Origin of the sequence: Hongsoonwoonella zoysiae, assembly GCF_013266695.1 — a bacterium.
Lineage (GTDB): Bacteria > Pseudomonadota > Alphaproteobacteria > Rhizobiales > Stappiaceae > Hongsoonwoonella > Hongsoonwoonella zoysiae.
The window spans coordinates 498,507-511,365 of sequence record NZ_JABRXF010000003.1 but is presented as its reverse complement, the minus strand read 5'-3'; the positions used below and the strand labels follow the sequence as shown (position 1 = coordinate 511,365).

Annotated in this window: 13 protein-coding genes; 4 read left to right on the top strand and 9 right to left on the bottom strand. The window is 62.8% G+C overall.

Annotation, left to right across the window (positions count from 1 at the left end):
- Positions 1 to 29: 29 nt before the first annotated feature.
- The 3 genes from nadC to nadA all read right to left on the bottom strand — a co-directional run bounded on the left by nadC (position 30) and on the right by nadA (position 3,691).
- Positions 30 to 896 (bottom strand): carboxylating nicotinate-nucleotide diphosphorylase, encoded by an 867-nt coding sequence (gene nadC / locus HPQ64_RS18790; RefSeq protein WP_172890156.1) that lies wholly within the window; start codon positions 894 to 896, stop codon positions 30 to 32.
- Positions 893 to 2,518: an L-aspartate oxidase gene (locus HPQ64_RS18785; RefSeq protein ID WP_172890155.1), complete on the bottom strand. Its 1,626-nt coding sequence runs from the start codon at positions 2,516 to 2,518 to the stop codon at positions 893 to 895. The genes nadC and HPQ64_RS18785 overlap by 4 nt, the downstream gene beginning before the upstream one ends.
- Before the next feature lie 90 nt (positions 2,519 to 2,608).
- Positions 2,609 to 3,691 (bottom strand): quinolinate synthase NadA, encoded by a 1,083-nt coding sequence (nadA, locus tag HPQ64_RS18780; RefSeq protein WP_172890154.1) that lies wholly within the window; start codon positions 3,689 to 3,691, stop codon positions 2,609 to 2,611.
- A gap of 453 nt (positions 3,692 to 4,144) precedes the next feature.
- On the opposite strand from nadA, the gene HPQ64_RS18775 reads away from it, so the two are divergent.
- The 3 genes from HPQ64_RS18775 to acuI all read left to right on the top strand — a co-directional run bounded on the left by HPQ64_RS18775 (position 4,145) and on the right by acuI (position 7,118).
- Positions 4,145 to 4,585: a glyoxalase superfamily protein gene (locus tag HPQ64_RS18775; RefSeq protein ID WP_172890153.1), complete on the top strand. Its 441-nt coding sequence runs from the start codon at positions 4,145 to 4,147 to the stop codon at positions 4,583 to 4,585.
- 169 nt (positions 4,586 to 4,754) lie between these two features.
- On the top strand, positions 4,755 to 5,999 hold the full coding sequence (locus HPQ64_RS18770) for an MFS transporter (protein ID WP_172890152.1): 1,245 nt from the start codon (positions 4,755 to 4,757) through the stop codon (positions 5,997 to 5,999).
- Positions 6,000 to 6,122: 123 nt separating this feature from the next.
- Entirely contained in the window at positions 6,123 to 7,118 is a 996-nt protein-coding gene (gene acuI, locus HPQ64_RS18765; protein ID WP_172890151.1) for an acrylyl-CoA reductase (NADPH), read from the top strand.
- 19 nt (positions 7,119 to 7,137) lie between these two features.
- On the opposite strand, the gene HPQ64_RS18760 is transcribed toward acuI, so the two are convergent.
- A complete protein-coding gene (locus HPQ64_RS18760; RefSeq protein ID WP_172890150.1) occupies positions 7,138 to 8,325 on the bottom strand; it encodes a cell wall hydrolase in 1,188 nt (395 codons plus the stop codon).
- 221 nt (positions 8,326 to 8,546) lie between these two features.
- A complete protein-coding gene (locus HPQ64_RS18755) occupies positions 8,547 to 9,041 on the bottom strand; it encodes a PaaI family thioesterase (RefSeq protein ID WP_172890149.1) in 495 nt (164 codons plus the stop codon).
- A gap of 150 nt (positions 9,042 to 9,191) precedes the next feature.
- Between HPQ64_RS18755 and HPQ64_RS18750 the strand changes: the two genes are divergently transcribed.
- Positions 9,192 to 9,614 (top strand): MarR family winged helix-turn-helix transcriptional regulator, encoded by a 423-nt coding sequence (locus HPQ64_RS18750; RefSeq protein WP_172890148.1) that lies wholly within the window; start codon positions 9,192 to 9,194, stop codon positions 9,612 to 9,614.
- 76 nt (positions 9,615 to 9,690) lie between these two features.
- Here the strand turns inward: HPQ64_RS18750 and HPQ64_RS18745 are convergent, their stop codons facing one another.
- The 4 genes from HPQ64_RS18745 to ygfZ form a co-directional block, all read right to left on the bottom strand.
- Positions 9,691 to 10,665, bottom strand: a complete 975-nt coding sequence (locus HPQ64_RS18745; protein WP_172890147.1) for an NUDIX hydrolase — start codon at positions 10,663 to 10,665, stop codon at positions 9,691 to 9,693.
- A 21-nt stretch (positions 10,666 to 10,686) separates the two neighbouring features.
- Positions 10,687 to 11,193: a tyrosine phosphatase family protein gene (locus HPQ64_RS18740; protein WP_172890146.1), complete on the bottom strand. Its 507-nt coding sequence runs from the start codon at positions 11,191 to 11,193 to the stop codon at positions 10,687 to 10,689.
- A gap of 101 nt (positions 11,194 to 11,294) precedes the next feature.
- On the bottom strand, positions 11,295 to 11,951 hold the full coding sequence (locus HPQ64_RS18735; RefSeq protein ID WP_210260411.1) for an HD domain-containing protein: 657 nt from the start codon (positions 11,949 to 11,951) through the stop codon (positions 11,295 to 11,297).
- On the bottom strand, positions 11,948 to 12,832 hold the full coding sequence (ygfZ, locus tag HPQ64_RS18730) for a CAF17-like 4Fe-4S cluster assembly/insertion protein YgfZ (protein ID WP_172890144.1): 885 nt from the start codon (positions 12,830 to 12,832) through the stop codon (positions 11,948 to 11,950). The genes HPQ64_RS18735 and ygfZ overlap by 4 nt, the downstream gene beginning before the upstream one ends.
- Between the last annotated feature and the right edge of the window lie 27 nt (positions 12,833 to 12,859).

Below are 12,859 nucleotides of genomic sequence, written 5' to 3'. Positions count from 1 at the left end.
CGCAAGCGATGCGGTTGGGCCGGGCTCTATCACCCGATCTCGATATCGAGCCCCAGATCCAGAACCGGCGCGGAATGCGTGATCGCGCCGATGGAGATAAGGTCGACGCCCGTTTCCGCAATCGCCTTCACCGTGTCGAGGTTGACCCCGCCCGACGCTTCCAGAAGCACCTTGCCGCCCGCGATCTCCACCGCCTGACGCAGGACTTCCGGCGGCATGTTGTCGAGCATGACGACATCGGGTTTCGCGCGAAGGGCTTCTTCAAGCTGGTCGAGCGTATCGACTTCCACCTCGATCTTCACCAGATGCCCGGCGAAGGCCTTCGCGCCTTCGATAGCCTGGCTGACGCCGCCCGCCACGGCGATATGGTTGTCCTTTATCAGGATCGCGTCGTCGAGGCCGAAACGGTGGTTCGCGCCGCCGCCGCAGCGCACGGCGTATTTCTCGAAAGCGCGCAGGCCCGGTGTCGTCTTGCGGGTGCAAACGATGCTGGCCTTCGTGTGGGAAATCAGGTCGGCGAAGGCAGCCGTGGCGGTGGCGATGCCCGAAAGGTGCCCCATGAAATTGAGCGCCACACGCTCCGCCGATAACACCGCGCGGGCAGGCCCCTCGATCCGCGCGACAACGTCGCCGGGGGCAAGCTTCGTGCCGTCACTCAATTCCGGTGAGAATTGCACATCGGCATCCGTCAGGCGGAAGGCGGCGGCGGCAAGGTCGAGCCCGGCAAGGCGGCCCGGCTGACGTGCGGCGATAACCGCATTTGCGTTCGCTTTCGCCGGGATCGTCGCTTCGCTGGTGATGTCGCCCGCACGCCCCCAATCCTCAAGCAGGGCGGCTTTCACGGCGTCCTCCACCATGAGGCGGGGCAGGGTGGGCAAACGCATCTCCCCCGTCATGCCAGTTCTCCCGCTGCGAGCGCGCGTTGGCCGGCTTCGCTTTCCACCGCTGCCTGAGCGATCATTTCCACCTCCGCGAGCGTCATGAACGAGCGGCGCGCTTGCGCCGGGTCGGCATCCGGATAGTCGTCGCGGTAGTGCCCGCCGCGGCTTTCGGTACGCGCAAGGGCGGCAGCCGCCACGACCTTCGCGGCTACGATCATGTTGATGATGGAAATGCGTTCGCAGCGCCGTTCGAGTGCCTGGAAGACGGCAAGCGCACCGCGCAGACCTTCGGCGTTGCGGACGACGCCGACATGGGCGCTCATCGTCTTGCGGAGCGTCGTGATCGCCGCGCGCTCCACCTCGTTGCGCTGGCTCGCGTCCTGGATCGTGTGATCGATCTTCGGCCAGTGCGCGGTGCGCGGTGTCGGCATGAGGCCCTGGATGTCTTCCGCGATCCTGGCCGCGAAGACAACCGTTTCCAGAAGCGAGTTGGAGGCGAGCCGGTTCGCGCCGTGAGCTCCCGTGGAGGCGACTTCGCCGGCGGCCCACAGGTTGTCGAGCGACGTGCGGCCGTTCGCGTCCGTCAGGATGCCGCCCATGTGGTAATGCTCCGCCGGCACGACGGGGATGGGCTCTTTCACAGGGTCGATGCCGGCTGCCTGGCAGGCGGCGTAAACGGTTGGAAAGCGGGTGGGGAACTCCGCGCCAACGGCATCGCGGCAGTCGAGAAAAGCGCCGCGTCCGGCGGCAACTTCGGCGAAGATCGCGCGCGCCACCACGTCACGCGGGGCAAGCTCCTTCAGTGGGTCGATCGCCTCCATGAAGCGGTTTCCCGCCTTGTCGACGAGGATCGCGCCTTCGCCGCGCAGCGCTTCGGTGGCGAGCGGGGCGGGGTCGCGCCCGACGTCAAGTGCTGTCGGGTGAAACTGGACGAACTCTGGATCCGCCAGGATCGCGCCCGCACGTGCGGCCATGGCAAGGCCGTGGCCGTTTGCCTCGGAAGGATTGGTGGTGACGCCGTAAAGATGGCCAATGCCGCCGGAAGCGAGCACGATGGCTTTCGCGGGAAAGGCAAGACGTTCCATCCCTCCCCGGCGGCGGGCGAGAATGCCGGTGACGCGCTTTCCTTCGCAAATCAGGCTTTCGCCGAGATAACCTTCCACGACGCGGATCGACGGCGTCTTGCGCACGGCGGCGACGAGCGCGTCCATGATCGCGCGGCCGGCCATGTCACCGCGCACACGCACCACACGGTTTTCCGAATGCGCGGCCTCGCGCGAAAGCTGCAGCCTGCCCTCAAGGTCCTGATCGAAGGGGACGCCGTAACCCAGAAGATCGCGCACCCTTTCGCCCGCTTCCTGCGTCATCAGGCGGACGATTTTTTCCTCGCAGATGCCGCCGCCGACCTCCATCGTGTCGCGGGCATGGGCGTCTGCCGAATCCCGTTCGGACACGGCCGCCGCGATGCCCCCTTGCGCCCACGCGGAAGATGCGCCCTCGCCGATGGGCGAGGCGGTAAGCACCGTGACGGGACGGGGCGCAAGCTTGAGCGCGCAAAAGAGCCCGGCAAGTCCGCCGCCCAGGATCACCACATCGTCGATGTGAGGGGCGGGCGAGGTGGAAGAAATGGCAGACATGAGAACACCCCGCGCACGTTGCGCAAGAAAGGGGCGGTCGGCACGCCATTTGCCGTGCCGACCGGTTGTTCGGTAAAGCCTATTATAGCCTCAGCTCTTGAGATTGATCATCCGCTCCACCGCGACGCGGGCACGCGCGGAAATATCCGGATCGACAATCACCTCGTCCTTCATCTCCACCAGCGCGTCGAGCACCTTGGAAAGGGTAATCCGCTTCATATGCGGGCAGAGGTTGCAGGGGCGCACATAATCGACGCCCGGCGTTTCGCTGGCGATATTGTCCGCCATGGAACATTCGGTGACGAGCATCACCTTCTCGGGCCGATTGACCTTCACCCAGTCGATCATGCCGGCGGTGGAGCCCGCGAAATCGGCTTCCTCGACAACCTCCGGCGGGCACTCGGGGTGGGCGATGATCTTCACGCCTGGTTCGATTTCCCGGTATTCGCGAAGTTCCTCGGCCGTGAAGCGCTCATGCACCTCGCAGGCACCCGCCCAGGTCAGCACTTCGACATCCGTCTGCCGCGCGACGTTGGCGGCCAGGAACTGGTCGGGGATGAGCAGGACGCGCGGCGCGCCAAGGCTTTCCACGACCTGGACGGCGTTGGACGACGTGCAGCAGATGTCGCATTCCGCCTTCACCTTGGCGGAGGTGTTCACATAGGTGACGATCGGCACGCCCGGATATTTCTCGCGAAGACCACGTACATCCGCGGCCGTGATCGATTCGGCGAGCGAGCAACCGGCATTCATGTCCGGGATCAGCACCGTCTTGTCCGGGTTCAGGATCTTCGACGTTTCGGCCATGAAATGCACGCCGCACTGGACGATCACATCGGCATCCGCGCGCGTGGCTTCCTTGGCAAGCTGCAGGCTGTCGCCGACGATATCGGCAATGCCGTGGTAGATCTCCGGCGTCATGTAGTTATGCGCCAGGATCACCGCGTTGCGCTCTTTCTTCAGTTCGTTGATGGCATGCACCGTCGGCGCAAGTGCGGGCCATTCGAACTCGGGGATCAGGTGTTTCACCTTCTCGTAGACGGGCGCGGTAGCCTCCGCTACCTCGGGCGTATAGGCAAGCTCCGGCCGCGCTACTATGCCATAGCGGTCGAGCGCGGTGGTGGCATTGCTCTTCGGCCGATCGAGATCGGCGGAAATGATCGTGGTGGCCATGGAGACCTCCCCTGGTGAACCGTCCGTCCTGGCGGGTATTTTGCCAGTTTTTCGGCCGGTCAGCCGCCGATTGCGGCTTTATACTCAATTTGAGCATAAGTCGGAGTTTAAAAAACGCGGCCTAAGCCGTTACTTATGCTCACTTGCAGCATATATAATCGCCCTCGTGCCGCTTTGCCAATGGGGGATGGGTATATTTTGTCGGACTCGAGGCGAAGATATTGAAAATCATAATATTTTTTATGTGAAACTTGGCCGCCGAGGCTGCCTGTTGAAATTTCCGGTCCTCGCGCTTATCTAAGCGCCTCGGGTTCGGGCCCCTGCCGCTCGCAAGCGAAAGCTGATGGTGAAGCCCCGATTTTCTGCCAATCCGACCGACCTTTCGTCACGCGGACCAGCGGTAATGCGAGCACCCTTACGGACTATCCGCGTCGAACCGAGAAGGAGGTTCAGATGGGCGGACATGCTCCTCTTCCCACGATTGACAGCCTGAAGGCTCAGGCGAAGCGCCTGCGCGGCGGGCTTGCCGCGAATGGAAATGAAATCAGCCACGGGCGGGCGCTTGAACTCCTCGCCCAGCAATACGGCTTTCGCGACTGGAACACCCTTTTCGCAAGCGCCGGAAACCGCAGGTCGGTGGCCGATCTCAGGATCGGCGACACTGTGAAGGGCCGCTATCTTGGACAGCCGTTCACCGGTCGGCTTGTCGGCATGCAGGACCTCGCATCCTCCGGCCGGTTCCGGCTTACGCTGAAGTTCGACGAGCCTGTCGACGTCGTCACGTTCAAGAGCTTCTCGGCCTTTCGCCAACGGGTGACGGCGACCGTTTACGAGACGGGACGGTCTGCCGAAGCCACGTCGAACGGACAGCCGCATATCGTGATCGACCTTTAATGAATAATACGCCCGCCGGGAGGTTTTCCGGCGGGCGTTTCATATGCGGCGTGAATGGTTTCAATTAATAATATTTGATATTTCGGTCAGCCTTGCTGACGTATGATCCGTTTCATTCGTCTCTTCGCAGCGCGGCTTCCCGGTCGCATGATTCGTTGGGAAATACTGAATGTCTCGATCGTCTTCTGCTTCTTCGCTTTCCGCTGCCCGCCCCAACGTCCCCCTCATCATCGTCTGTGGTTGTCTGATCGCGCTTTTGTCTTTCGGCCCGCGCTCCGCGCTCGGCATGTTCCTGCTGCCGATGACGGAGGCACGCGGCTGGTCGCGCGAGGTCTTTGCGCTGGCCCTCGCCATCCAGAACCTGACCTGGGGCGCCGCGCAGCCCTTCGCCGGAATGCTGGCGGACCGCTACGGCACGGCACGCGTGTTCATTGCAGGTGTGGTGATCTATTCCCTCGGGCTTGTCGCGATGGCCTATGCCGAGACGCCCGTCTGGCTGCATGTCTCCGCGGGTGTGATGATCGGCATCGGCATCGCCTCGTCTTCCTTCGCGCTCGTGATCGCGGCTTTCGGAAGGGTGGTGACGCCGGAGCGGCGGTCAATGGCCTTTGGCATCGGCACGGCTTCAGGCTCCATGGGGCAGTTCGTTTTCGGCTTTCTCGCCCCGCCGCTGATCGACGGGCTCGGCTGGCAGATGGCGCTGATTGCCATGGGCGGGCTGATGCTTGCCGTGGTGCCTTTGGCATTCGCGTTACGTGGAAAGTCCGAATATACGCCCTCGCATGCGGGCGAAAAGGACCAGAGCCTGAAGCAGGCTGTGGCGGAAGCCTTCGGCACGCGCGGCTATGTCCTTCTTAGCTTCGGCTTCTTCGTCTGCGGCTTCCATGTCGCCTTCATCACCGTCCATCTTCCGCCCTATATCGTGGATCTGGGCCTTGCGCCTTTCTGGGGCGGGCTATCAATCGCGCTGATCGGGCTCTTCAATATTTTCGGCTCGCTGGCGTCCGGCTATATCGGCGGGCGCTTTTCCAAGCCGTATCTCCTGTCGCTGATCTACCTTTCACGCGCGGCTGCCATCTTAATCTTCCTCATGGTGCCGGCCACACCCTTTACCGTCATGGCATTTGCGGCTGTCATGGGGCTCCTGTGGCTTTCCACCGTGCCGCCAACCTCGGGCCTCGTCGCCGTCATGTTCGGCCCGCGCTACATGGGAACGCTTTTCGGCTTCGTCTTCTTCTCCCACCAACTCGGTTCGTTCCTCGGCATCTGGCTGGGCGGCAGGCTCTACGACGAAACTGGCTCCTACGACACGATCTGGTGGCTCGGTATCGCGCTTGGCCTTTTCGCGGCAATCGTCCACTGGCCGATCAGGGAAGCCCCGGTCGGGCGGCTTGCAAGCGTGCCTGCCGAATAAACGGCCGACGCAAGACCGGTTGCGTGGAACGCTCTGGCAGGGGGCCCATTGGCGACCTTGCGCGGACGCGCAGGGTCTGGCAGCGTTCGAACCAAGGTCGACAATCAGCTTGGGAGAGCCGAAATGAGCGCATTCAAGGCCGTATGGATCACCCGTGACGAGGGCGCGAAGGCGCAAAACCCGGCGGAAGTACGGGAAATCGGTGTCGACGACCTCATGGAGGGCGACGTCACCATCCGCGTCGAGCAGACGACGGTAAACTACAAGGATGGGCTTGCTGTTACGGGAAAAGGTCCGGTGGTGCGCCGCTTTCCGATGATACCCGGCATCGATCTCGTCGGCGAGGTAACTGAATGTTCCTCAAACGCCTATTCCAAAGGCAACAAGGTGCTTTTGAACGGTTTCGGCGTCGGCGAGACGCATATGGGCGCTTATGCCGGATATGCGCGGCTCAACAGCGACTGGCTGATCCCGCTGCCGAAGGGTTTGAGCGGCCATCAGGCAATGTCGATCGGTACCGCCGGTTACACGGCCATGCTATGCGTGCTTGCGCTTGAAGATCATGGAGTCACGCCTGACAAGGGGCCGATACTGGTGACAGGTGCCGCGGGCGGTGTCGGCTCGGTCGCTGTTGCCGTTCTCGCCAAGCTCGGTTTCGAGGTTATCGCTTCGACGGGGCGTGCCGGAGAGGCCGATTACCTCAAAGGCCTGGGCGCTTCGGAGATTATCGACCGCGGCGAGCTGTCGGGCCCGGCGAAGCCGCTCAACAAGGAGCGTTGGGCGGGCGCCATCGATGTCGCAGGCTCCAACACGCTCGCCAACGCGCTGTCGATGACCCGCTACGGCGGTACGGTCGCGGCTTGCGGGCTGGCTCAGGGAATGGATCTGCCGACGTCCGTCGCGCCGTTCATCCTGCGCGGGGTGACGCTTGCCGGGATAGACAGCGTCATGGCGCCGATTTCCCGGCGGACCGAGGCTTACGAGCGGCTGGTGCGGGATCTCGACATGGCAAAGCTGGACGCAATCACGACGACAATCGGCTTCGACGACATCATCCCGCATGCCTCGGCAATCCTTGAGGGCAAGGTGCGCGGGCGTCTCGTCGTAGAAATGGGATAACCGGCCCGGCAGGCGGCGGTCAGCTCCAGCCGCCGCCTTTCGTGCGATAGAAGATGTGCCGGCCTATCTTTTCCAGCCGGTCCATGGTGCGAGCCCAGCCGGGGTGCACGTAGGTCGCATGATAATGCGTCGAAGCGCCGACTTCCTTCAGGTATTGCTCGCCTTCCACCGTCTCCCTGGCGATGCGCTGCGCGGTTTCCCATGAATCCTTTGACGAAATCCGGTCGCGTTTGCCGTCGCAGGCGAAGGAAAACTGGCAGCGGTTACGCTTGTGCCGGTTCTGGTAGACCACCTTGCAGATCGTATCGGGATACGTCGGGTTCTTGACGCGGTTCAAGACCACCTGGGCAACGGCAACCTGACCGTCCTCCGGCTCGCCGCGCGCCTCGAAGTAGACGGCTTCCGCAAGACAACGCTGTTCCTTGGCGCTGAGGACGCTTGCGGGCAGGGCGCGCTGTGTCCACCAGTGCGGGTCGGTTTCGGCCTGCGCGTCGAGATCGGGCGTGCCAAGCAGCGCGCGGAACGGGGCGGCGGTGTCGTTCATCGGGTTCGCGGCATAGGCGGAGGCAAGCGAAACGCTCGTCGCGGCCACATTGCGCGCGATCGCCAGGCGGGTGAGGTCGAGCGGGTCGCCCGACTTCTTCGCGCTGGCAATCGCAGGGCCAGGACCCAATACGGTGTCGGGAAGAGGGGCTACGAAGGCGACCCTCGGCAAGTCATGCGAGGGGCCAGCGGCGATCATATTCGGCACCGAATAGACCGAGCCGGCCGCGAGATCGAGCATTTCGCGGTCCGGAGCCATGGAAAGATATCTGTCGCCCTTCGAGGACCGGTTGATCTCTATCTTTTCCGGCAGTTTGTCGGGCTGGGCTTCGATTGCGAACTTCTCAAGCCCGCGAACGACGGTGCCGTCGTCGCCCTGGGCCGCGTTGGTCACCGCAAAATCGGGGGCGTTCCGACTGTCATTGGAAGCGTCGGCCAGCACCAGGCTCGGAGCATGGGCGGAGCCGTGTTCCGCGGCCACAACGGCCGTCATCCAGCGCGGAACATTGTCGCGGCTCGCCTCGATGAGCGCGGTAATGTCCTGCTGGGCGATCTCGGCGGTGGTGGCGGCGAAGACGATGGGCGTCCAGGCGAGAACCGCTGCGATCGAACGGCGCGAACGCGCCCTTCTCGACGACGGATTTCTCTTAGTCCTGCCAGGCATACGCGGCAACTCCACACTCGATACTAATGTGGTTTCCCTGCGCTTGGCCGGAACACCACCGTTGAACCGGCGGGAATCGTGCCCCCTTAACCTTGAAAGAGAGTTAATGCGAACGCAAAGGCAGGATTTTCCTTCGCCGCAGCCACTGCCAAATAAGAATTATCGTTAACGCGGCACGCCGAAACACCTTTGTTGCTTTAAGAAATGCTTAAGAAAGTCCCTTATGCGGATGATTGTCCGGGGGCGGAAAATATCATGCAGGTCTCGGTGCCGTGTGCGAGGAGCCGCCCTTCGCCATCCTTCAAGGTCGCTTCGCTGGTTGCGATACGCCTGCCGCGGTGGACGACGCGGCCATCGCAGACGAGACGGCCGCTTGTCTCCAGTATGGGCCTGACGATATTCACCTTGAATTCCACCGTCGTATATCCCTCGCCCGGCGCCAGAGTTGTATGCACCGCGCAGCCGAGAGCGGAATCGAGGATCGCGCCCGCCCACCCGCCGTGAACGGTGCCAAGCGGATTATAGTGGCGAAACTCCGGAATACCCTCGAAACGGGCTTCGCCACCACTGACGGATGTCAGCATGAAATTCATGGTTTCGCATATGGGCGGGGCCGGCAAATCTCCGGCGATAAGTCGCTCCAGAACCTCGCGCCCGGACAGGGGCGCGAGGTCGGCCTTGTCGGCAAGGCCGAAACTCACGTCGTTGAAATCCATCGGGAATCACTCCACTGGGAATATTTGCAAGGCGATAAGTGCTGATGCACGAAAACATGAAAACAGGCTATTTTCAAGATGCTATTGACATTTCATTGCCGTAAGGGAATATGTGTTGTTACACAACGTAAGAATCGGAGTGTTTCAATTATGGCCGATGAATTACTTTGTTCTTGCCACCGCTTGCGCCGCACCTCAAGAGCCGTCACCCGTCTTTATGAACAGGCGCTGGACGGGAGCGGAATTACCATTACGCAATATTCCGTCCTTTCGATACTGGCGCGGCGGGGCCCAAGCACCGCAACGGAGATCGCGAGGTCCATCGGCGCGGACCGCACGACGATGACGCGCACGCTCGATCGCATGATAAAGGCCAAGCTCATCCGCGAGACGACAGCCGAAGACGGGCGCGAACACCCCGTGCTGCTGGCTCCCGCAGGAGAAGAGGCGATGACGCGGGCCGTCAAGGGCTGGCGCAGGGCGGAAGGCACGCTGAACCGCGCGCTGGGGCCGGATCGTGTCGGCGAATTGTGGAGGTTGCTTAGCGAGGCGGAAACGGCGGCCGCAATCTGATCATTCGTCCGGGCCGGTTTTTTTTACCGGTATCCATTCAGGATAAGGGCTTTCCGTGCGCCACCGCGCCCGATTTTTACCTGCTGCCGAGCCGAAGGCCGAGCGCCGGACGTTCTTTTAGAACCGCTCGGCGAAACCGGAACAGGGCGGCGGGGCGCCCGCCTGTCGTTGTGGAGGTGTCGCCGGTCGGCTCGACAAGGTCGTTGTTTTCCACGAGACGGCGGAAATTCTGCTTGTGCAGGTGGCGCCCGGATATCGCCTCGACGGTGCGCTGCAGCTCCGTCAGCGTGAAGGTCGGCGGCATCAATTCAAAGACGACGGGACGGTATTTCAGCTTGGCGCGCAGCCGCGAAATGGCGGTCGCGAGAATGCGCCTATGGTCCTGCTGCATGAAACGGCCCAAAGGCGGCAGGCTTTCGCGCTGACGGGCGGCGGGGCGTTCGTCACGCAAGGCTTCCTCGACAAGGCCTGCCTCATAGAGCAGTTCGTAGCGATCGAGCACTTTTTCCTCGTCCCAGACATCCTTTTCCATGCCGAAGGCGAGGCGCACCCGCTCTTTCCTGGAAAGGGCGCGTGGCGGCGCTCCGGCGGCGGGAAGTGTGTTCGCCCATGCCTCAAGCGCCGGAGCAATATGCTTTTCCAGCACCGCCGGCGGCCCGCTGCGCCAGTCCTCCCAGGGGAAATAATCATACCAGGAACGCCAGCGGGCGTTCATCTGGCCGAGTATCTCGGTTGATTCCTCGCTCGGACGGGTCAGCGCCAGATAACCGACGGAAACTTCGTGCGGGCGATTGTCGGAGCGCGTGTAAAGGCGGCCCCGGTCGCCGAAGGTATAGAGCTGCTCGATGTAGCCCAGCTTCAGCGCCGTCTGCTCTTCCACCCAGGCCCGCAGGCCGATCTCGAACGTACGATGGTTTACCGGGTCGAACGGGCCGAAGGGCAGCGAATCCGGATTGCCCGGCGTATCCGGACCAATGACCAGCACCTGCGGCTTTGGGTCGGCAACCGCGACGATCACCGCGTTCAGGCCGATTTCGATACGCGTGGTCATCCGGTTTCTGCCGCGCCTCCTTCAACCGATTTCGATCGAAAATGGCTCGCCTTCGAAGGCATCCGCACCACGCCCGATCGCGGTTACAGCGTCAACCATCCGTCCGTTACGCTCAAGCACATTGTCGGCCAGCGCGACAAGGCGGGCATTGGGCGTGGCCGAAGGCGAAGCTTCGCGAAGGGCGAGCGCGATCTCCATCTCGTCGCGCTCCGGCATGAGAGAACAGGCGGTGATGAAGGCGCCCGCCGTCGACCGGCTGATGCCTGCCCAGCAGTGGATCACCATCGGTGCTCCGCGGTCCCATCTGCCGGTGAAATCGATAAGATGGCGCACATGTTCCTCGCCAGGCGGGACGAGGCCTTCGGCCGGCGCCGTAATGTCGTTGAAGCCGAGGAAGAGGTGCCGTTCGGCCGCTATTTGCGCCGGGCGTTCGACCGGCGTGCCGGCATTGATGAGGGTCACCATATGGCTCGCCCCCGTCCGGCTGACGGTTTCGGCCAGTCGGGACAGGGAACAGACATAAAGCATTGTGCCTCCGCTCGGTCGATCAGGATATGGAGCGCGAGGCTCCGAATACATAGTTTGTAGTGCGCTCCGCATCGGCCGTCTCGCAAGCCGCACCGAAATTATCAGCAAAAGTCCCTGTCTTGCGGGTCTCGTGTTCGCGCCAGCGCTATTTCCCTGAACCTCGACAGGAATTCGGCCTGCGCTTTGGCGACGGGAAGCGGCCTTAATCCGAGCCGCAAACGGCCATCCCGCCCGTCAGCGAACCCGCGCGGCCTGCCGAACAGGCGCGCGGCTTCCGCTTCGTCGAACCCCGCAAGCTCCACCGCCTCGAAATAAGCGGAGATCATGTCGGCGCGCTTGGCGAGTTTCCTGATCGCCTGAGGCAAGCTGGCGGGAAGCGAGAAACGAAGGTTTATCGCACTCTGAAGGCGCGCCTCGATCTCCTTGTAGTTTCCGCCCATGACCGTCTTGAACGGCGAGATCATGTCGCCGATGACATATTCCGGCGCGTCGTGCAGCAGGATGGCCATTCGCCATTTCGCCGAAAGATCGGGTTTGAGCCGCAAGGCGAGGTCTTCCACCAGAAGCGAATGTTCGGCGACGGAAAAGGCGTGATCCCCCTTCGTCTGCCCGTTCCAGCGCGCGACGCGGGCAAGGCCGTGGGCGATATCCTCGATCTCCACGTCAAGAGGAGAAGGGTCCAGCAGATTGAGACGCCTGCCAGACAGCATGCGCTGCCAGGCGCGCGGAGGCTGGCTGCTGCGATCCGCTGCCATCAGTCCGCCTGTGCCTTTGGCCAGTCGAACGACGCCCAGGCGGGAATGGCCGGGCGCAGCGTAACGCCGGCCGCCGTAATGCTTTCGCCCGCGTCGAGCGCATCCTTGATCCGGTCGAGCCTGACGAGAGCGAGCCCGGCAGCGCCCGAGGAAGAACCCAGCGTTCCGGCCGGTTTGCCGCCGGCCTCGATCCCGGTACCCGGCTCCGGCAGGTCACCGTCGCCATGCACGATGATGACGCGCTTGCGGGCCGTGCCGCGATGCTTCATGCGGCTGACGACCTCCTGGCCGACGTAGCAGCCCTTGTCGAAGGCGACGCCGTCAAGATCGTCCATATCCGCGTCATGGGGAAAGGCGTCGGCGAAGGGAAAGTCGATGCCGCCCTCCGGCACGCCCAGCGAAATCCGGTGGGCGTGATAGGCGTCTTCGTCCGAAGTTTCCAGGCCCGGGCTTGCAAGGTCGGCACCAAGGCCGATGCGCGCGCCGATGGCCCGAAAGCCGAGGGCCGCAAGACGCGGGTCGCGAACGACCGTCGCGGGCATTTCGGGCGTTTCATCTGTGCCCCAGGCCGCGAGCACCGCAAGATCGTCGCTCACGTCCTTCACCTCAACCTTGGCGCGGAGCTTGTAGAACGTAAGGCGTTTGGCGAGTTCGCCAGCGGCGTCGCGGCGCACGTCGGCAAGATAACCATCGTCGATATTCACCATGATGAAATCGAAGAGTACCTTGCCCTGCGGCGTCAAAAGCGCGCCATAGGCGGCGCCGTCCTTTTCAACGTCGTTCATATCGCAGGTGACGAGGTTGTGCAGGAAGCCATGCGCTTCGGGGCCTGTGACATGAACCACGCCCCGGCTCGTCAGTTCGGCGATCTGAGCGGTCTGCATGTTGATCCTTCTCGACAGGGGCGGCAT

Excerpts from the sequence above, each read along its gene's own strand:
- nadC (WP_172890156.1), bottom strand. The coding sequence starts at position 896 with ATGACGGGGGAGATGCGTTTGCCCACCCTGCCCCGCCTCATGGTGGAG.
- HPQ64_RS18785 (WP_172890155.1), bottom strand. The coding sequence starts at position 2,518 with ATGTCTGCCATTTCTTCCACCTCGCCCGCCCCTCACATCGACGATGTG.
- nadA (WP_172890154.1), bottom strand. The coding sequence starts at position 3,691 with ATGGCCACCACGATCATTTCCGCCGATCTCGATCGGCCGAAGAGCAAT.
- HPQ64_RS18775 (WP_172890153.1), top strand. The coding sequence starts at position 4,145 with ATGGGCGGACATGCTCCTCTTCCCACGATTGACAGCCTGAAGGCTCAG.
- HPQ64_RS18770 (WP_172890152.1), top strand. The coding sequence starts at position 4,755 with ATGTCTCGATCGTCTTCTGCTTCTTCGCTTTCCGCTGCCCGCCCCAAC.
- acuI (WP_172890151.1), top strand. The coding sequence starts at position 6,123 with ATGAGCGCATTCAAGGCCGTATGGATCACCCGTGACGAGGGCGCGAAG.
- HPQ64_RS18760 (WP_172890150.1), bottom strand. The coding sequence starts at position 8,325 with ATGCCTGGCAGGACTAAGAGAAATCCGTCGTCGAGAAGGGCGCGTTCG.
- HPQ64_RS18755 (WP_172890149.1), bottom strand. The coding sequence starts at position 9,041 with ATGGATTTCAACGACGTGAGTTTCGGCCTTGCCGACAAGGCCGACCTC.
- HPQ64_RS18750 (WP_172890148.1), top strand. The coding sequence starts at position 9,192 with ATGGCCGATGAATTACTTTGTTCTTGCCACCGCTTGCGCCGCACCTCA.
- HPQ64_RS18745 (WP_172890147.1), bottom strand. The coding sequence starts at position 10,665 with ATGACCACGCGTATCGAAATCGGCCTGAACGCGGTGATCGTCGCGGTT.
- HPQ64_RS18740 (WP_172890146.1), bottom strand. The coding sequence starts at position 11,193 with ATGCTTTATGTCTGTTCCCTGTCCCGACTGGCCGAAACCGTCAGCCGG.
- ygfZ (WP_172890144.1), bottom strand. The coding sequence starts at position 12,832 with ATGCAGACCGCTCAGATCGCCGAACTGACGAGCCGGGGCGTGGTTCAT.